Origin of the sequence: Pseudomonas sp. GM30, assembly GCF_000282275.2 — a bacterium.
Classification (GTDB): domain Bacteria; phylum Pseudomonadota; class Gammaproteobacteria; order Pseudomonadales; family Pseudomonadaceae; genus Aquipseudomonas.
The window spans coordinates 82,019-101,466 of the sequence record NZ_AKJP02000027.1; the positions used below are offsets into that span (position 1 = coordinate 82,019).

Here is a 19,448-nt window from a genome sequence, read left to right on the forward strand (position 1 = left end):
TTATCAGCACGCCTAGACTCGGCCCAATCCCAATGTTCAGGTAGGCCGCCATGTCCGAGACGTTGCTCAGTTCCCGCAATCTGGCTTTCGAGCTGTACGAAGTCCTCGATGCCGAGGGCCTGACCCGGCGTGAGCGCTTTGCCGAACACAATCGCGAGACTTTCGACGCGGCCATCGGCACCGCCCGCAGCATCGCCGAGAAATACTTCGCGCCGCACAACCGCAAGGGCGACGAGAACGAGCCGCGCTACGAGAACGGTCAGGCGATGCTGATTCCCGAGGTAAAACCGGCGGTGGACGCGTTCCTCGAGGCCGGTTTCCTCAACGCTGCGCGCAGCTTCGAAGCGGGTGGCATGCAACTGCCGACGCTGCTGTCGCAAGCCTGCTTTGCGCACTTTCAAGCGGCGAACGCGGCGACCACTTCCTACCCGTTCCTGACCATGGGCGCGGCCAACCTGATCGAGAGCTTTGGCAGCGACGAGCAGAAACAGCGCTTCCTGCAACCGATGATCGACGGGCGCTTCTTCGGCACCATGGCCCTGACCGAACCGCACGCCGGCTCATCGCTGTCGGATATTCGTACCCGCGCTGAACCTGCGTCCGACGGCACTTATCGGCTCAAGGGCAACAAGATCTTCATTTCCGGCGGCGATCATCCGCTGTCGGAAAACATCGTGCACATGGTCCTGGCCAAGCTGCCGGACGCGCCGCCGGGGGTGAAAGGTATTTCGCTGTTCATCGTGCCGAAGTTTCTGGTCAACGCTGACGGCAGCCTCGGCTCGCGCAACGATGTGCTGCTGGCCGGGCTGTTCCACAAGATGGGCTGGCGCGGCACCACCTCCACCGCGCTGAATTTCGGCGATAACGGCGAGTGTGTCGGCTATCTGGTGGGCAAGCCGCATCATGGCTTGAGCTACATGTTCCAGATGATGAACGAGGCGCGGATCGGCGTCGGCATGGGCGCGGTGATGCTCGGCTACGCCGGTTACCTGTACTCGCTGGAATACGCCCGGGAACGCCCGCAAGGCCGAGTGCCGGACAGCAAGGATCCGACCACCGCGCCGGTGGCGATCATTCAGCACGCCGATGTAAGACGCATGCTGCTGACGCAAAAGTCCTACGTCGAAGGTGCCTTCGATCTCGGCCTGTACGCGGCGCGGCTGTTCGATGACACCACGACGCTGGAAACCGAAGCCGAGCGCAAACAGGCCCACGAGCTGCTGGACTTGCTGACGCCGATCGTCAAATCCTGGCCGTCGGAGTTCTGCCTGAAGGCCAACGAACTGGCAATCCAGATCCTCGGCGGTCACGGTTACACCCGCGAATACCCGGTGGAGCAGTATTACCGCGACAATCGCCTGAACCCGATCCACGAAGGCACCCACGGCATTCAGTCGCTGGACTTGCTCGGGCGCAAACTGGCGCAGAACGGCGGCGCGGGTCTCAAGCAATTGATCCGTCTGATCGCCAACACCGCCAAGCGCGCGACCGCGTACGAGTCGTTAACGGCATTGCGTGAGCCACTGGAGCAACTGGTGGCGCGCCTGCAAACGGTGACCATTGGTTTGCTGACCGATCTGGCGCAGGGCAAGGTCAACAGCAGCCTGGCGAATTCGGCGCTGTACCTGAAGGTGTTCGGGCACACGGTGATTGGCTGGCGCTGGCTGGAGCAGGCGATTCGGGCTGAGGAAGGCTTGGCCAAAGGCAATGCGGTGGATGCTGACTTCTATAAGGGCAAGTTGCAGGCGGCGCGGTACTTCCTGACGTGGGAAGTGCCGGGCTGTCACCATGAGCTGGCGTTGCTGGAGGCGCGGGATGATACGTGCCTGGCGATGCAGGATGGGTGGTTCTGATCCGGATTTTTCGTCGCTGCTGATGCCATCTTCGCGGGCAAGCCCGCTCCCACAGGGTTTGCGGAATTCACACACATTTGTGACCTGCCGCAGCACCTGTGGGAGCGGGCTTGCCCGCGAAGAGGCCCGAACTGCCAACACATCAGCTCAATTTGAACCCACCCATCTGCCTTGCCAGATCATCCGCCAACCGCTGCAACATCTGACAATCCTCACGACAGGCGCGAACCTCCCCCGCCGTGGCCCGGGCCAGATCGGAAATCCCCTGCACGTTGCGGTTGATCTCTTCAGTCACCGCCGACTGTTCTTCCGTCGCGGTCGCAACCTGATGGTTCATGTCACTGATGCGCTCGACCTGCCCGGTAATCGCGGTCAACGAGGCGCCCGTGCGCTGGCTCGACTCAACCCCGGTGCCGGTCGCGGCCTGCCCGGTGCGCATCGATGACACGGCATTCTCGGCGCCCTGCTTGAGGCTGCCGATCATCTGCTGGATCTCGTCGGTAGACGCCTGAGTCCTGCGCGCCAGAGTGCGCACTTCATCGGCCACCACGGCAAACCCACGGCCCATGTCCCCGGCCCGCGCCGCTTCAATCGCCGCGTTGAGCGCCAGCAGATTGGTCTGCTCGGACACCCCGCGAATCACCGCCAGCACCGAATCGATCGACGCCACCTGATGCGCCAGCTCACCGACCGCGCCGGCCGCCACGCCAATCTCATCGGACATGCTTTCGATATGACGGATCGAACCGCCGACCACTTCCCGCGCCTGCAGCGCTTCATCCCGCGCCGTTTGCGAGGCCAGCGCGGCGTTGCCGGCATTCTGCGCGATTTCCTGCACAGTCAGGCCCATCTCGTGCACCGCCGTGGCGACCATGTCGGTCATCTCCTGCTGGCGCCCGGAGCGTTCGGCGGTGTTTTCCACCACTTTCGCCACTTGGCCGACCGCCGTGCGCAAGCGCTCGCTGGTGGTCAGGACTTCGCCAATCAGCCCGCGCTGGCTGTCAAGGAAACGGTTGAAACCCCGGGCCAGATCGCCCAGTTCATCGGCGCGGCTGGAATCTAACCGATGGGTCAAATCTCCACCGCCGCTACCGATTGCTACCAGCGCGGCTGTTACCTGACGAATCGGTCGCACCAGCCCCTGGGCCAGCCACACCACCAGCGCCAGGCAAATCAGCGCCACCGCCAGACCGATGCCGCCGCTCATCCACATCGCCTTGCGGGCCTCGGCGTAGATCTGTGATTGCGGCACTTCGGCCACCAGCGTCCAGCCCAGATCGCGCAGCGGCAGGCTGAAGGCGAGGAAATCTTCGCCATCGCGCTGGAACGAGCTGTTGGTGGCGGCTTTTTGACCCATGACCGCTTGTGCCGCCGACGCACCGATCTGCTCCGTGAGGGTGCGCTTGCCGCTGAACTGCGCCTCGGGATGGACCTGGATCAAACCGTCGGAACGCACGAGATAGACCTTGCCGCGCTCGCCAAAGTTGAAATTGTGGATCAGTTCCGACAGCTCCTTCATGCTCAGGCCCAGCCCGGCCACGCCGACCACTTTGCCGGCCTGTTCGACCTTCAAGTCGATGAACAGCGCCAATTCTCCGGTGGCGCCATCGTTGTCGATATTCAGGGTGCGCGGCTGATGGCTGTCGAGGAAGGAATAAAACCAGGCATCGGCCGGTTTGGCCCGACTGAGGGTGCGATCCAGGCCTTTTTCGGTGATGTAGTGATTGGATTCGGTGCCGATGATCAGCGCGGTGAAAGCTTTATGTTCGGCGCGGATACCTTCCAGATACTGTGCGAAGGCCGCCGTTTTGCCGCTGTCTTCACCCGAGGCCAGCCAGTCGCGCACCATGCTGTTGCTGGCGATGTCTTTGGCGGCGGTCAGCGGCTGGACGAGGATGCGTTCGATGTCGTTGCGCGTCGCTTCGATGCTCGACGGCAGCGCTTGTTCGACCAGATAGCTCTGGGCGAGGCGGTTGACCACCAGGGTATAAATGCCAACCACGATCAGGATGCTGACCAGCAGGGCGGTGCCCATGCTGAGAATCAGCTGCCATTGAATACTGCGTCGCCACAACTGCATGGAGCACCCCCAAAGAATAAGTGGCCGAAACAATGCAACAGCCGTGCCGATTGTATACAACCTGATCGACAATCTATTCTTTGGTTGTGCGCAACCCCATCAGCCCTGATTGATGGTCTTGGCGATGGTGTCGACCGTGGCGCTGACTTGCTCTTGGTAACGGTCGAGTTCTTGCTGATGCTGCTTCTTCATTTCGATCTGCTGCGAGCACAGGTTCATCGCAGCCAGCACCAGCAAGCGGTCACCGATCAGCGTCGGGTATTTGCGTTTGGTGTCGGCCAGTGCGGCCTTGAGCATCAGTGCGGCGTCCAGCAGGGTCTGTTCTTCCCCGGCCGGTGCCTTGATCGAATAGTCCTCCCCGAGAATGGAGATGACTTTTACCCCTGCGGTGCCGTGGTTCATGCGCTGACAGGACCTGCGTTGACGCGATCAACCAGAGCCTGGATGCGCGCTGCGGTGGCGCCGTGCTTCTCTTCCTGTTCCATCAGGCTCAGTTGCAGGCTTTCGTTTTCATCCTTGGCCTGGGCCAGTTCCGTGGACAGGGTCTGGTTGGTTTGCGCAAGGGTCTGGTTCTGTTGCACCAGATCGCTGACGAGCTGTTCCAATTGGCTGAGGGATGCTTCCAACATTTTGATCTTCCAGGCGTTTTTCAAAGGGCGCGTACGATAAAGAAAAGTCACTGCGGATGCCAGGGTTATACCGGCGCAAGGCCTTGATTTTCCTGGCGGCCGACCGTTCTCGCGAGTTTAAAAGACTGTGATCTACCGATCTGGTTCCTGCACTTCGTCGCCCGGGGCCCCATGCGACAAATACGCACAGCGCCTCAAGACTTTAGTCGTATGACCGATAAGTCATCCATTCAGCCGTCTCAGCCCGCATGGATGCGGCCCTTTCTGGTATCCGCGCCATGTCCCTTCGCAATATGAATATCGCCCCCCGGGCGTTCACCGGTTTCGCCCTGATCGGCGGCCTGATGCTGATTCTCGGCGTGTTCGCCTTGAACCAGATGAGCAAAATCCGTGCAGCTGGCGAAGACATCGCCACTGCCAGCGTGCCATCGGTCAAGGCCGTTGATGAATTCACTCAACTGACGCTGCGCCTGCGGGTGCTGTCGTATCGGTTGCTGATCAACCGCGAACCGGACGTGCAGCAGAAAACCATCGAGCTGTTCGAGTTGCGCAACCGGCAGATCGCCGACGCTCAGCGTGCCTATGAGCCATTGATCGATGGCCCGCAGGAGCGCGCGGCCTACGACCAGTACGTGCAGCTCCTGGCTCAGTACCGTCAACTCGAAGAGCGGATGAAAACCCTGTCGCGCAACAATCAGATCGATGAGCTGCGGCAGATGCTCAACTCGGACCTGCTGAGTAACTCGGAAGCGGTGAACACCGCCCTGGCGCGCCTGCTGGAAATCAACACCCAGCAAATCGCCGAGACGAATCAAGGTGCAGCCGACCAGTACTCGATGTCCTTCAATCTGGTCGTGACGCTTCTGCTGATCGCCACCGGCCTGACCTTCCTGTTCGCCTGGCTGCTGACCATCAGCATCACCAAGCCGATCTCCAAAGCACTGGACGCGGCGGAAACCATTGCCGAAGGCAACCTGGCCCAGCCGATCCACGTCGACGGCAGCGACGAAGCCGGGCGTCTGCTGGCGGCCATGGCCAAGATGCAATCGAAGCTGCGCGACACCTTGCAGCGAATCTCCGGCTCGGCCACCCAGCTTGCGTCTGCGGCGGAAGAACTGAACAGCGTCACCGACGAAAGCGCCCGTGGCCTGACCCAGCAGAACAACGAAATCGAACAGGCCGCCACCGCCGTCAATGAAATGACCAGCGCCGTGGAAGAAGTCGCCCGCAACGCGGTCAGCACTTCGGAAGCCTCGAAGAACGCCACCACCTCGGCGGGCGATGGCCGCGATCTGGTGCAGGAAACCGTCAGCGCCATCGAACGCATGAGCGCCGATGTGCAGAGCACGGCGAGCCTGATCGGTGATCTGGCCAACGAATCCCGCGACATCGGCAAGGTGCTGGACGTGATTCGTGGCCTGGCCGATCAGACCAACCTGCTGGCCCTGAACGCCGCGATTGAAGCGGCCCGTGCCGGTGAAGCCGGTCGCGGTTTTGCCGTGGTGGCCGACGAGGTTCGTGCCCTGGCGCATCGTACCCAGCAGTCGACCAGCGAAATCGAACGCATGATCGGCAGCATCCAGAGCGGCACCGAACACGCCGTGGATTCGATGCGCAACAGCACCGAGCGCGCCGAATCGACCCTGAACATCGCCCGTGGCGCCGGGATGTCGCTGGACACCATCAACACCGCGATTGTCGAAATCAACGAGCGCAACCTGGTAATCGCCAGCGCCGCCGAAGAGCAGGCGCAAGTGGCCCGCGAGGTGGATCGCAACCTGGTCAACATCCGCGACCTGTCGGTGCAATCGGCCACCGGCGCGAATCAGACCAGTGCGGCGAGCAACGAGCTGTCGCGCCTGGCGCTGGATCTGAACAACATGGTTGGGCGCTTCAGCCTGTAACGACATATACCTTGAAGTCAATGAACTCTCTGTGGCGAGGGAGCTTGCTCCCGCTCGGCTGCGCAGCAGTCGCAATCCAGCCATCGCGTCCGCTCTGAAAAAACCGTAGCGCCTGATTTTTTGGGGCGCTGCGCACCCCAGCGGGAGCAAGCTCCCTCGCCACAGTCATCACATGCCGCACCTTCTGTGTGATCACGCGGTAAAAAGCTTTTTGACAGCATCACATTTCAACAGGTTAGAATCGCTGGCACGCAGACTGCATGGTCAGTTTGTGCCCGTCTTTACGCTTCTGGAGTACTGCCTTTGAATGCGACGACCATCAACAGCCTGTTCTTGATCGGCGCGTTGCTGGTAGGTGCGAGCATTCTTGTCAGCTCACTTTCCTCCCGTCTCGGCATCCCCATTCTGGTGATCATTCTCGCGGTCGGCATGACCGCCGGGGTCGATGGCGGCGGGATTATTTTCGATAACTACCCGACGGCCTATCTGGTCGGCAACCTCGCACTGGCGGTGATCCTCCTCGACGGTGGCTTGCGTACCCGGGTTTCGAGTTTCCGCGTGGCCTTGTGGCCGGCGCTGTCGCTGGCAACCGTCGGGGTGTTGATCACCACCGGGCTGACCGGCATGGCCGCGGCGTGGCTGTTCGACCTGAACCTGATTCAGGGCCTGCTGATCGGCGCCATCGTCGGCTCCACGGACGCTGCTGCGGTGTTCTCGCTGCTCGGCGGCAAGGGCCTCAACGAACGGGTGACCGCCAGCCTGGAAATCGAATCCGGCAGCAACGACCCGATGGCGGTGTTCCTCACGGTGACCCTGATCGACATGCTCGCCAGCGGCCAGACCGGCCTGCACTGGAGCCTGTTGACCCACCTGATCCGCGAATTCGGTATCGGTGGCGTGATCGGTCTGGGCGGTGGCTGGCTGATGCTGCAACTGGTCAACCGGATCAACCTCGCCACCGGCCTGTACCCGATTCTGGTGATCGCCGGCGGTCTGGTGGTGTTCGCCCTGACCAACGCCCTGCACGGCAGCGGCTTCCTCGCGGTGTACCTGTGCGGCCTGGTGATCGGCAACCGCCCGGTGCGCAGCCGTCACGGCATCCTGCACATGCTCGACGGCATGGCATGGCTGGCGCAGATCGGCATGTTCCTCGTGCTGGGGCTGCTGGTCACCCCGCACGACTTGCTGCCGATCGCCCTGCCGGCGCTGGGTCTGGCGCTATGGATGATTCTGTTCGCCCGGCCGCTGTCGGTACTGGTCGGCCTTCTGCCGTTCAAGGCGTTCCACGGCCGCGAGAAAGCGTTTATTTCCTGGGTCGGGTTGCGCGGCGCGGTACCGATCATTCTCGCGGTGTTCCCGCTGATGGCCGGGTTGCCGAATGCGCAGCTGTACTTCAACCTCGCGTTCTTCATCGTACTGGTGTCGCTGCTGGTGCAAGGCACGAGCCTGCCGTGGGTGGCCAAACTGTTGAAGGTGACGGTACCGCCGGAGCCGGCGCCGATTTCCCGTTCAGCACTGGAAGTGCACATCACCAGCGAGTGGGAGCTGTTCGTTTACAAGCTCGGCGCCGAGAAATGGTGCATCGGTTCACCGCTGCGTGATTTGAAAATGCCTGAAGGCACGCGCATCGCAGCACTGTTTCGTGGCCAGCAACTGCTCCATCCGTCGGGTAGTACGGTGCTGGAAGTCGATGATTTGCTGTGTGTTATCGGCCATGAACACAACTTGCCGGCGCTCGGCAAACTGTTCAGCCAGGCGCCACAACGCGGCCTCGACCTGCGCTTCTTCGGTGACTTCGTGCTCGAAGGAGACGCCCAGCTTAAAGCGGTTGCAGCGCTTTACGGGTTACCGGCCGAGGGCATCGATCCGGACATGACCCTGGGTGCGTTCATTGCCCACAAGGTCGGGGGTGCACCGATCGTTGGCGACCAGGTGGAGTGGAACAACACCCACTGGACGGTCGCGGTCATGGACGGGAACAAGATCGGCAAAGTGGGCGTCAGATTCCCCGAAGGAAGTCGCCCGGGTCCCGGTCTCTTCCTCTAAACTGCGTCCACTCTCACTTGCTCGACCGGTCTCTATGCCTACCCTGCGCTCTTTCTTGTTTGCGGCCCTGCTGGGCCTGAGTCTTTCCGTCAGCCCGCTGTATGCAGCTGAACCGCCGTCCAGCGAAGCCGTGCAGGCCAGCCTCGACAAACTGGCCGACAGCAAACTGCCGGATGCCGATAAAAAGAGCCTGCAAACGGTCCTGCAAAACACGCTCAATCAGCTCAACAGCCGGCGTGATTACGACCAGAAGCTGATCGACCTCAAGCAGCAACTGGCTTCCGCCCCGCGGCAGACCATCGAGAACACCCGCGAACTGGCACGCCTCAAGGCCACGGCGGTGGTACCGGTGGCGCAGCGCTTCAGCAAAGAGTCGATCCAGCAACTGGAGCAGATCCTCACGGATCGCTCGACCCAGCAAAGCGATCTGCAGAAAGCCCTGGCCGATGCCAACAGCCTGATCATCACTGCCCAGACCCGTCCCGAGCGTGCACAGGCAGAAATCTCTGCCAGCCAGACGCGCATCCAGCAGATCAACAACATCCTCAAATCCGGCAAGGACGCGGGCAAGACCGTCAGCGCCGAGCAGCGCGACCAGTTGAACGCCGAGCTCGCTGCGCTGAACGCGCTGATTCCGCTGCGCCGTCAGGAACTGGCGGGCAACAGCCAATTGCAGGATTTGGGCAACAGTCAGCACGACCTGCTCTCGGAGAAATCCGACCGTCTCGATCGCGAGATCCAGGAACTGCAGACCCTGATCAACCAGAAGCGTCTGGCGCAATCTCAGGAAACTGTCACTCAGCAGTCGATCGAGGCACAGAAGGCCGGCGGCAGCAGCCTGCTCGCCACCGAAAGTGCAGCCAACCTCAAGCTCTCCGACTACCTGCTCAAAAGCACCGACCGCCTCAACGAAGTCACCCAGCAGAACCTGCAGACCAAACAGCAACTCGACAGCCTGACCCAAAGCGACTCGGCCCTCGACGAGCAGATCAACGTGCTCAAGGGCAGCCTGCTGCTGTCGAAGATTCTCTATAAGCAGAAACAGGCGCTGCCGCGACTCAAGGTCGACCGCGATCTGGCGGACCAGATCGCCGATATTCGCCTGTATCAGTTCGAAGTCAGCCAGCAGCGCGAACTCCTGAGCAATCCGGCGACCTACGTCGACAACCTGCTCTCCACCCAGCCGCCGGAACAAGTCACCCCGCAACTGCGCAAGAGCCTGATGGAACTGGCCAACACCCGCGCCGACCTGCTGGAGCGTCTGAACCGCGAACTGAGCGCGGTGCTCAACGAATCGATCACCCTGCAGCTCAACCAGAAACAACTGCTGAGCACCGCACAAAGCCTGCGTGCGACGCTTGACGAGCAGATGTTCTGGATCCCCAGCAACAAGCCACTGGACGCTGAATGGATTCGCGGCGTGCCGGAGCGGCTCAAGCGCCAGATCGACACCCTGCCGCTGGCCTCAAGCCTGAGCGAGCTGACCGACGGTCTGACCCAGCGTCCGCTGCTGTTCCTGCCGCTGGCCCTGTTGATCGGCGCTCTACTGTGGCGACGCAAAGCGCTGTACGCGCGACTGAACAAGGTTCACCAGGACATCGGGCACTTCAAGCGTGACAGCCAGTGGCATACGCCGCAGGCGATCCTGATCAATATTCTGCTGGCAATGCCGGTCGCCCTCGGCCTGGCGCTGTGCGGTCTGGCCCTGCAGATCGACGCCCGCGGGCAAAACGCCAACATGGGCGCGGCGTTGCTGCAAATGGGTCAGGCGTGGCTGGTGTTCTACACCGCTTACCGGATTCTCTCGCCGGGCGGCGTGGCCGAGCTGCATTTCCGCTGGGACAAACCGCAGGTCGAGTTCCTGCAGGGCTGGATCCGTCGCCTCGGGCTGGTGGTGATGGCGCTGGTGACCGTGGTGGCCGTCGCCGAGCTGCAACCGGCGGCGCTGGCCGACGACGTGCTCGGCATGCCGGTGGTATTGACCTGCTACGCGCTGATGGCATGGCTGCTCAGCCGCCTGCTGATCAGCAGCCCGGCCCACGAAAACACCTCGCTGTTCCGCAAGGCCGTGGGCGTGATGTTCACCCTGCTGCCGATCGCCCTGTTCGTCGCGGTGTGCTTCGGCTACTACTACACCGCACTGAAACTCAGCGACCGGTTGATCAACACCCTGTACCTGCTGATGTTCTGGCTGGTGATCGAAGCCACCTTCGTTCGAGGCCTGGCGGTCGCCGCACGGCGTCTGGCCTACCAGCGCGCCCTGGCCAAGCGTCAGGCGGCCAAAGAGGCCGGCGACGGCGAAGCGGTGATCGAAGAGCCGACGCTGGATATCGAAAAGGTCAACGAACAGTCCCTGCGCCTGATCCGTCTGGCCCTGCTCGGCGGCTTCATCGCCGCGCTGTACTGGGTCTGGGCCGACCTGATTTCGGTGTTCTCGTACCTCGACAACATTACCCTCTACGAATACACCAGCGGCACTGGCGCCAACATGAGCATGGTGCCGATCAGCATCGGCGACATGCTCGGCGCGCTGATCATCATCGGCATCACCTTCGCCCTGGCCCGCAACCTGCCGGGTCTGCTCGAAGTGTTCGTGCTGTCGAAACTCAATCTGGCCCAGGGCAGCGCCTACGCGACCACCACGCTGCTGTCGTACGTGATCGCCGGCGTCGGTTTCGTCTCGGCCCTGTCGACCCTCGGCGTCAGCTGGGACAAGTTGCAGTGGCTGGTGGCGGCGCTGTCGGTGGGCCTCGGTTTCGGTATGCAGGAGATCTTCGCCAACTTCATCTCCGGCATCATGATCCTGTTCGAACGTCCGGTGCGGATCGGCGACACCATCACCATCGGCAACCTGTCGGGCACGGTGAGCAAGATCCGCATCCGCGCCACGACCATCACCGACTTCGACCGCAAGGACATCATTGTCCCGAACAAGACGTTCATCACCGGGCAACTGATCAACTGGTCGCTGACCGACACCATCACCCGCGTCACCTTGAAGCTGGGCGTGGATTACGGCTCGGATCTGGATCTGGTCAAGGAACTGCTGCTCAAGGCTGCCCGGGAAAACCCGCGCGTGCTCAAAGAGCCCGAGCCGCACGTGTACTTCCTCAACTTCGGCGAAAGCACCCTCGACCACGAACTGCGCATGCACGTGCGTGACCTCGGCGACCGTAACCCGGTGATCGACGAAGTGAACCGCTTCATCAACCGCGAGTTCAAGAAGCAGCACATCAACATCTCGTTCCGGCAGATGGAGGTGTACCTGAAGAACCTCCACGGTCAGGAATACAAGTTGGTGCCGATCGAGGACGAGAACAAAACCATCGTACCGATCGGCGCCGAGCAAAAGCCGCTGCAAGAGCCGCCGCCGGCCAAACTCGACTAACCGGTCTGATCCCAGCAGAATGCTCGGACATTCTGCTGGAGCCGGCCCTTGAAAGCCCTCGACGAACTGACCTTCGACAATCGCTTCGCCCGCCTGGGCGATGCGTTCTCCGCCCACGTGCTGCCCGAGCCGATCGACAACCCGCGTCTGGTCGTCGCCAGCCCGGCGGCCCTGGCCTTGCTCGACCTTGATCCGGCAACCGCTGAGACTCAGGAATTCGCTGAACTGTTCGGCGGCCACAAGTTGTGGGCCGATGCCGAACCACGGGCGATGGTCTATTCCGGGCATCAGTTCGGCGGCTACACGCCGCAACTGGGCGATGGTCGCGGGTTGCTGCTCGGCGAGGTCTACAACAACGCCGGCGAACACTGGGACCTGCATCTGAAGGGCGCCGGGCAGACGCCGTTTTCGCGCATGGGTGACGGCCGCGCGGTGTTGCGTTCGTCGATCCGCGAATTCCTCGCCTCCGAGGCGCTGCACGCGCTGAACATCCCGTCTTCCCGGGCCGCCTGCGTGATTGGCTCCGACACCCCGGTGTGGCGCGAAAAGCAGGAACGCGCGGCGATGGTGTTGCGTCTGGCACCGAGCCACATCCGCTTCGGCCACTTCGAATACTTCTACTACACCAAGCGTCCCGAGCAGCAGAAACAGCTCGGCGAACACGTATTGGCGATGCACTTCCCCGAATGCCTGGAGCAGCCAGAGCCGTATCTGGCGATGTTCCGCGAGATCGTCGAGCGCAATGCGGAACTGATCGCCAAGTGGCAGGCCTACGGTTTCTGCCACGGGGTGATGAACACCGACAACATGTCGATCCTCGGCATCACCTTCGACTTCGGCCCGTTCGCCTTCCTAGACGATTTCGACGCCAACTTCATCTGCAACCATTCCGATGATCAGGGCCGCTACTCATTCAGCAATCAGGTGCCGATCGGCCAGTGGAACCTCAGCGCACTGGCCCAGGCCCTGACGCCGTTCATCAGCGTCGAAGCCCTGCGCGAAACCCTCGGCCTGTACCTGCCGCTGTTTCAGGCGCATTACCTGGACCTGATGCGCCGCCGCCTCGGCTTCATCACCGCCGAGGATGACGACCAGAAACTGCTCGAAGACCTGCTGCAACTGATGCAGAACAGCGGCGTCGACTACACGCTGTTCTTCCGCCATCTCGGCGAAGAGTCAGCAGAACAGGCTGTAGCCCGCTTGCGCGATGACTTCGTCGACATCAAAGGCTTCGATGCCTGGGGCGAGCGCTACGTGGCGCGGGTTGCCCGCGATGGTGACAGCGATCAGGAACAACGCCGCACACGGATGCACGCGGTCAATCCGCTGTACATCCTGCGCAACTACCTGGCGCAAAAAGCCATCGACGCCGCCGAACAAGGCGACTACTCCGAGGTGCGCCGGCTGCATGCGGTGCTAAGCAAACCGTTCGACGAGCAGCCGGGGATGGAAGGTTATGCCGAGCGGCCGCCGGAGTGGGGCAAGCATCTGGAGATCAGTTGTTCGTCTTGAGGCTCCGGATTCAACCTTGATAAACGCCTCGTACGACTCCAGATCAGTCGTACGAGATATCAACTTAAACCGAGCCCGTCATGACCACTCCACTCCTCATCCCCTGCCCCGCCTGCAACGGCCTCAACCGCATCCCCGCCGAACGCCTCGCCGACCAGCCAAAATGCGGGCGCTGCAAATCCGCGGTGCTGTTGAGCAAGCCGTTCGAACTCAAGCAAGGCGATTACGCCAGCCAGATCAAGGGCGATCTGCCGCTATTGGTGGATGTGTGGGCGGACTGGTGTGGGCCGTGCAAGTCGTTTGCGCCAGTGTTCGAGCAGGCGGCAGCGCAGTTGGCGGGCAAGTGCCGGTTGGCCAAGCTCGACAGTGAGGCCAATCAGCAGTTGTCGGCGCAGTTGGGGATCCGTTCGATTCCGAGCCTGATTCTGTTCAAGAACGGGCGGGAAGTGGCGCGCCAGAGCGGGGCGTTTCCGTTGCCACAGTTGATGGCGTGGCTGCGTAGCCAGGGCATCTGACACTTCAGGGAGCCTGCTCGCGAAAGCACCCGTTCAGTCAACAGAGATGTTGAACGTGCTGGCCTCTTCGCGAGCGGCTCGCTCCCACAGGAAAATCAGTGGTCTTCGAGCAGGTTGTGCAGCTCAACGAACTGCTGCGTCAGCTTGTGCCGAGGGTCGAGGTGGATCAGCGGGGTGCTGGCCTGGTGCGACTCACGCATGCGCACCGAGCTGTTCAGGTACACCGGCAGCACTGGCAAGCCCTCGGCAATCAGCTCATCGAGGATCTGCTGCGGCAGGCTGGCCCGGGCCTGGAACTGGTTGACCACGATGCCTTCGACTTCCAGACCTTCGTTGTGGTCCTCCTTCAACTCTCCGATCTCCGCCAGCAGGCCGTACAGCGCCTGACGCGAGAAGCTGTCGCAATCGAAGGGAATCAGCACACGATCAGCGGCAATCAGTGCCGATACTGCGTAAAAGTTCAGCGCGGGAGGGGTGTCGAGATAAATCCGGTCGTATTCGCCATCCAGCTCATCGAGCAATTTGCGCAGCTTGTTGATCTTGTGCTTGGCCTCAAGCTTGGGCTGCAGGTCGGCCAGCTCAGCGGTAGCGGTGATGATGTGCAGGTTGTCGAACGGGGTTTCGTAGATGTCGGCCTGGTTTTTCTTCGAGAACGGCCCTGATGACAAGGTTTGCTTGAAGAAGTCGGCAATGCCCATCGGTATGTCATCGCCGGTGAGCCCCGTCAGGTACTGAGTGGAGTTGGCCTGGGCATCGAGGTCGACCAACAGCGTGCGATAGCCCTCGCTGGCACTCACCGCTGCCAGATTGCAGGCAATGCTGGATTTGCCCACGCCACCTTTCTGATTGAACACCACGCGCCGCATGACAAAACCTCCGTGTATCAAAGAATGACCGAGTGTAGTTGCCTGCGCGTGCGCTTCGCTACCTTCAACGACGCGGACTACAGAGTCAGACGCAAAAATCAGCGGGCACAGCGAGCAAAAACCTTCCGAGTGCGCTGATATGCCCGACAGACGAATCCCGCACGATCTGGATAATGGCCAATTGACAGTTTTTTCGCGAACCACTCAGTACATTTCGTTGCGCAAAACGTAACCAACATTTGCTACACACTCGTCGCACCGGGATAATGCGCGCCACCCGGCGCCCAGCGCCACGTCAAGTCAGCCGCGGCTTTGGCGACTCAAAGCGTCATAAAAGCCCGCAGGGGCGGGATGAACATCCGTGATCAACTTCAACATCGCCCAATGGCGCGCGTGGGCCCCGGGGCTCGACAGCGTGGACGCGTGGCAGGCCTGGAGCCGACAACCGGTCGTGCTCCCGAGCAGCGATGCCGCGCCCGATGTGTCGTTTCTGCCAGCCATGCAGCGCCGACGACTCAGCCGTCTGGCGCGGATGGCGTTCAGTGTCGGCTGGCCGCTGGCCGACGGACGGGAGAACCTGCCGCTGGTGTTTGTTTCACGACACGGCGAAACCCCGCGCACCTTCGAGATCCTCAGTGATCTGGCCAAGGACGAGCCGTTGTCGCCGACCCAGTTCAGCCTGTCGGTGCACAACGCGATCATCGGTCTGTGGTCGATCATGCGCGGCGAAACCAGCGAAATGACGGCCCTGGCGGCCGCAGGCGATGGCCTGGAACACGGCATCCTCGAAGCCGCCGCCCTGCTCGACGAAGGCGCGCCGGCGGTGTTGCTGATCATCACCGAAGAACAGCCGCCCGAGGCCTATTCGCAGTGGGTCGATGACGTGCCGTTCCCTTATGCGCTGGGTCTGCTGCTCACCCCCGGTACCGACTGGCGGCTGACCCTGAACAGCGGCCAGGAAGCAGTGTCCAAAGCGCACTGGCCCCACGCGCTGAATCTGTTGCGCGCCCTGCTCGGCCAGCAAACCCATTGCCAACATGCCTGGAAAAATCGTGTATGGACCTGGCAACGCAACCCGTGACCGAGAAGAACCGCGACGCCTATTACTGGCGCTTGCTGGCCACCGCCGCCAGTTTCACCCTGTTCGGCTTGGGCGGGTTGTGCCTGCGGCTGCTGGTATTTCCGCTGCTCGGCTGTCTGCCGGGTGACGCGCTCAGGCATCGTCAGCGCGCGCGGCAGACCGTCAGTCGGCTGTTCTGGTTTTTCGTGCGATTCATGGCCCGTACCGGCGTGCTGACTTACGACATTCAAGGGGCCGAACGCCTCGGGCGTCCAGGGCAGATGATCATCGCCAACCACCCGTCGCTGATCGACGTGGTGTTCCTGATCGGCCTGGTGCGCCAGGCCAATTGCGTGGTGAAGAAAAGCCTGTGGGAAAACCCCTTCACCCGCGGCCCGCTGCGCAGCACCGAATACATCAGCAACGACGGCAGCATGGACATGCTCGATGCCGCCGCCGAGTGCCTGCAAAACGGCCAGACCCTGATCATCTTCCCCGAGGGCACGCGCACTCAACCCGGTCAGGCGCCAGCCTTTCATCGGGGGGCTGCGGCGATTGCCCTGCGTGGTGCGAAAATCCTTACACCAGTGGTTATCAAGGTCAGTCCGACTACCCTGACCAAGGCCGAACCCTGGTATCGCATCCCCCGCCGTCGCGTGCACTTCAGTTTCCGTGTCGGGGCCGATATAGATCCACAGACTTTCGCCACGCAAGGCCCGGCACCGCAGGCCTCGCGCAAGCTCAATGATTATTTGCACTCTTACTACATCAAGGAGCTCGCCGAAGATGAGCGATCTGCACCGTGAAATAAAACTGCTGATCATCGACGCCCTGGGCCTCGAAGACATCAGCGTCGACGACATCGGCGATGAGCAGACGCTGTTTGGCGAAGGCCTGGGCCTGGACTCCGTCGACGCACTGGAGCTGGGTCTGGCGATCCAGAAAAAGTACGGCATCAAGATCGACGCCGACGCCAAAGACACCCGTAACCACTTCACCAATGTGGCGAGCCTTGCGGCGTTCGTCACGGCAAAACAGGCAGCTTGAGACCGGACCATGCAAACTCGTGACGACATTTTCAACACCCTGCGCGATGCCTTGGTCGAGCTGTTCGAACTGGATCCGGCGCGGATCAGCCTGGAGTCCAACCTGTATCAGGATCTGGAGATCGACAGCATCGACGCGGTCGACCTGATCGATCACATCAAACGCCAGACCGGCAAGAAAATCGCCGCCGAAGAATTCAAATCGGTGCGCACCGTCGGTGACGTGGTCGAGGCGGTCTACCGTCTGGTTCAACCGGCCGCATGAGCCGATTGATCGGCCTCGGCCTGCTGTTGGCGGGGCTGCTGTATCCCTTTGCGGTGTATTTCGGCATGGAGCACTTCGCCCCGTGGCAGTTCGGACTGCTGCTGGGCGGGCTGTGGCTGGCGCGCGCGCTGACCGGCGAACGCAAACCCGGCAGCCGCTGGATGGCCTGCGTGGCGATCGTGTTCTGCCTGCTGCTGGCGCTGTTCGACAGTCCGCTGTTGCTGCGCTGGTATCCGGTGCTGATCAGCGGCTTCATGCTGGTGCTGTTCAGCCTGAGCCTGAAATACGGGCCACCGATGGTCGAGCGTCTGGCGCGATTGCGCGAGCCGCACTTGCCGCCCGAAGCGATCCGCTACACCCGTCAGGTCACCGTGGCCTGGAGCGTGTTTTTCTTCTGCAACGGTTTGTGCGCCGCGCTCCTGACCCTGTGGGCGCCGCTGCATTGGTGGATGTTGTACACCGGCCTGATCTCCTACGGATTGATCGGCCTGATGTTTGCCATTGAATGGCTGATACGACAACGGGTAAGAGGCCGTAAATGAACTGGATAAAACTTGAGCAACTGTTGCTCAAGGCCCTGCCGGAGCGGGCGATCAGCGCCGCCCCGGCGCTCGACCACACGCAACTGCGCGAGCAGGCGCTGAGCGTTGCCGCCGGCCTGCAGGCACGCGGCGTGCAGCGCATGGCGGTGCATCTGGAAGATGCCGCCGACCTCGCCATCGCCCTGCTCGGTGCCTGGCGCGCCGGTGTCAGTGTGCTGTTGCCCTCGGACCTGCAAGCGCAGACCCGCCAGCGCTGGTCGAATGAAGTCGATCTATGGCTGACCGATCACAGCGCGGATGTTCACTTGAACGATCTGCTGCAGCCGGCCCTGCCCGGCGCTGAACTGGATCTCGAGCAGTGCCGCCTGAGCCTGTGCACCTCCGGCTCCAGCGGCGAGCCCAAGCGTATCGACAAGACCCTGCGCCAACTGGCTAACGAGGTCGAAGCCCTGGAGCAACTGTGGGGCGCGGATCTGGGTGAGGCGTGGATCATCGGCAGCGTCGCCACCCAACACATCTACGGTTTGTTGTTCCGGGTGCTGTGGCCGCTGTGCGCCGGACGGCCGTTCGTGCGCAAGCAACTGGCGTTCCCGGAAGATCTGCAACGCGCCAGCCGCGAACATCCGGCCTTCGCCTGGGTCGGCAGCCCCGCCCTGCTCAAACGCATGGGCGACAACCTCGACTGGCCGGCCCTGAGCGCCGTGCGTCGGGTGTTTTCTTCCGGCGGCGCATTGCCGACAGAGGCGGCGCAGAGCCTGCAGCAACGCCTGCAGCAGTGGCCGACGGAAATCCTTGGCAGCTCGGAAACCGGCGGCATCGCCTGGCGTCAGGGCGACAGCCTGTGGCAGCCCTTCGCTGGGGTTGAACTGAGTCAGGACCGCGACGGCGCCCTGCTGATCGCCTCGCCCTACCTGCCGGCCGGGCATGTCGAACACACCGCCGACGCCGCACGCATCGCCGCCGACGGCCGCTTTGAATTGCTCGGGCGGCTGGACCGCATCGTCAAACTCGAAGAGAAGCGCATCTCACTGCCGATGCTGGAGCAGGCGCTGGTCGCCCACGCCTGGGTCACCGAGGCACGGTTGGGCGTGGTCCAGGAAAACCGCGCAATGCTCGGGGCGCTGCTGGTGCTCAGTGAGCAAGGTCTGTTCGCCTTGCGCGAACACGGCCGCCGCAGCCTGACCGAAGCGCTGCGCAAACATCTGAGCGAGCATTGCGAAGCCCTGGCCTTGCCTCGGCGCTGGCGTCTGGTGCGGCAACTGCCGCTGAACAGCCAGGGCAAGCTGCCGCAGGCCGACATCGAAGCCCTGCTGCTGGCGCCACGGCCGAAAGCCCCGGAAGTGCTGGAGCAAGTCGAAACCGACGGCGAGTGGAGCCTGCAATTGAGTGTTCCACCGGACTTGGCCTATTTCAGCGGCCACTTCCCCAAGGCCCCGGTGCTGCCCGGCGTGGTGCAGGTCGAATGGGCACTGAACCTCGGCCGACAACTGCTGGATCTGCCCGGCAAATTCGCCGGTATGGAAGTGCTGAAATTCCAGCAACTGGTGCGCCCCGGCGATGAAATCCAGCTGCACCTGCGTTTCGATCCCGAGCGCGGCAAACTGTATTTCGCCTACCGTAACGACACCGCGACCTGCTCCAGCGGGCGAATCCTGCTAGGAGCCGCCGATGCATAACCTGTGGCGAGGGAGCTTGCTCCCGCTCGAGTGCGAAGCGCTCGCCAGCAATTTTATGTCGACTGG

Annotated in this window: 15 protein-coding genes and 3 pseudogenes; 13 read left to right on the top strand and 5 right to left on the bottom strand. The window is 62.1% G+C overall.

What is annotated here, in order from left to right:
- The first annotated feature begins 50 nt into the window (after positions 1–50).
- Positions 51–1,853: an acyl-CoA dehydrogenase gene (locus PMI25_RS18200; RefSeq protein ID WP_007967312.1), complete on the top strand. Its 1,803-nt coding sequence runs from the start codon at positions 51–53 to the stop codon at positions 1,851–1,853.
- Positions 1,854–1,995: 142 nt separating this feature from the next.
- On the opposite strand, the gene PMI25_RS29945 is transcribed toward PMI25_RS18200, so the two are convergent.
- The 4 genes and pseudogenes from PMI25_RS29945 to PMI25_RS18215 all read right to left on the bottom strand — a co-directional run bounded on the left by PMI25_RS29945 (position 1,996) and on the right by PMI25_RS18215 (position 4,562).
- Positions 1,996–2,736 (bottom strand): methyl-accepting chemotaxis protein, encoded by a 741-nt coding sequence (locus PMI25_RS29945; protein ID WP_432417105.1) that lies wholly within the window; start codon positions 2,734–2,736, stop codon positions 1,996–1,998.
- 126 nt (positions 2,737–2,862) lie between these two features.
- Positions 2,863–3,933 (bottom strand): annotated as a pseudogene (locus PMI25_RS29950) (HAMP domain-containing protein); the annotation flags it as partial.
- Positions 3,934–4,032: 99 nt separating this feature from the next.
- A complete protein-coding gene (locus tag PMI25_RS18210; protein WP_007967308.1) occupies positions 4,033–4,335 on the bottom strand; it encodes a cell division protein ZapA in 303 nt (100 codons plus the stop codon).
- A complete protein-coding gene (locus tag PMI25_RS18215; protein WP_007967306.1) occupies positions 4,332–4,562 on the bottom strand; it encodes a hypothetical protein in 231 nt (76 codons plus the stop codon). The genes PMI25_RS18210 and PMI25_RS18215 overlap by 4 nt, the downstream gene beginning before the upstream one ends.
- A gap of 344 nt (positions 4,563–4,906) precedes the next feature.
- On the opposite strand from PMI25_RS18215, the pseudogene PMI25_RS29955 reads away from it, so the two are divergent.
- From PMI25_RS29955 to trxC, 6 genes and pseudogenes are all read left to right on the top strand, one after another.
- A pseudogene (locus tag PMI25_RS29955) lies at positions 4,907–5,563 on the top strand (MCP four helix bundle domain-containing protein); the annotation flags it as partial.
- A gap of 303 nt (positions 5,564–5,866) precedes the next feature.
- Positions 5,867–6,466: pseudogene (locus PMI25_RS29960) on the top strand (methyl-accepting chemotaxis protein); the annotation flags it as partial.
- A gap of 303 nt (positions 6,467–6,769) precedes the next feature.
- Entirely contained in the window at positions 6,770–8,512 is a 1,743-nt protein-coding gene (locus PMI25_RS18230; protein WP_007967303.1) for a potassium/proton antiporter, read from the top strand.
- A gap of 34 nt (positions 8,513–8,546) precedes the next feature.
- Positions 8,547–11,900 (top strand): mechanosensitive channel MscK, encoded by a 3,354-nt coding sequence (gene mscK, locus PMI25_RS18235; protein WP_007967302.1) that lies wholly within the window; start codon positions 8,547–8,549, stop codon positions 11,898–11,900.
- A 48-nt stretch (positions 11,901–11,948) separates the two neighbouring features.
- A complete protein-coding gene (gene selO / locus PMI25_RS18240; RefSeq protein ID WP_007967300.1) occupies positions 11,949–13,412 on the top strand; it encodes a protein adenylyltransferase SelO in 1,464 nt (487 codons plus the stop codon).
- 80 nt (positions 13,413–13,492) lie between these two features.
- Positions 13,493–13,927 carry a thioredoxin TrxC gene (gene trxC, locus PMI25_RS18245; protein WP_007967298.1) on the top strand — a complete coding sequence of 145 codons (435 nt, stop codon included), beginning with the start codon at positions 13,493–13,495 and terminating at the stop codon, positions 13,925–13,927.
- A 95-nt stretch (positions 13,928–14,022) separates the two neighbouring features.
- On the opposite strand, the gene PMI25_RS18250 is transcribed toward trxC, so the two are convergent.
- Positions 14,023–14,793, bottom strand: a complete 771-nt coding sequence (locus tag PMI25_RS18250; protein WP_007967296.1) for a ParA family protein — start codon at positions 14,791–14,793, stop codon at positions 14,023–14,025.
- Positions 14,794–15,154: 361 nt separating this feature from the next.
- Here PMI25_RS18250 and PMI25_RS18255 point away from each other — a divergent pair, with 361 nt between their 5' ends.
- From PMI25_RS18255 to PMI25_RS18280, 6 genes are read left to right on the top strand one after another with little or no spacing between them, the layout of a single operon-like run.
- A complete protein-coding gene (locus PMI25_RS18255; RefSeq protein ID WP_007967294.1) occupies positions 15,155–15,874 on the top strand; it encodes a beta-ketoacyl synthase chain length factor in 720 nt (239 codons plus the stop codon).
- Positions 15,850–16,659, top strand: coding sequence for a lysophospholipid acyltransferase family protein (locus PMI25_RS18260; protein WP_007967292.1), 810 nt, complete (start codon positions 15,850–15,852; stop codon positions 16,657–16,659). The genes PMI25_RS18255 and PMI25_RS18260 overlap by 25 nt, the downstream gene beginning before the upstream one ends.
- The gene (locus tag PMI25_RS18265) at positions 16,640–16,900 is read left to right on the top strand and encodes a phosphopantetheine-binding protein (RefSeq protein WP_007967290.1); all 261 of its coding nucleotides are present in this window, start codon (positions 16,640–16,642) and stop codon (positions 16,898–16,900) included. Before PMI25_RS18260 ends, PMI25_RS18265 begins: the two co-directional genes overlap by 20 nt.
- 9 nt (positions 16,901–16,909) lie before the next feature.
- Complete coding sequence (locus PMI25_RS18270) at positions 16,910–17,164, top strand: acyl carrier protein (protein WP_003220947.1); 255 nt, start codon at positions 16,910–16,912, stop codon at positions 17,162–17,164.
- Positions 17,161–17,706, top strand: a complete 546-nt coding sequence (locus PMI25_RS18275) for a membrane protein (protein WP_007967286.1) — start codon at positions 17,161–17,163, stop codon at positions 17,704–17,706. The genes PMI25_RS18270 and PMI25_RS18275 overlap by 4 nt, the downstream gene beginning before the upstream one ends.
- A complete protein-coding gene (locus PMI25_RS18280; protein WP_007967284.1) occupies positions 17,703–19,382 on the top strand; it encodes an acyl-CoA synthetase family protein in 1,680 nt (559 codons plus the stop codon). Before PMI25_RS18275 ends, PMI25_RS18280 begins: the two co-directional genes overlap by 4 nt.
- Positions 19,383–19,448 lie beyond the last annotated feature (66 nt).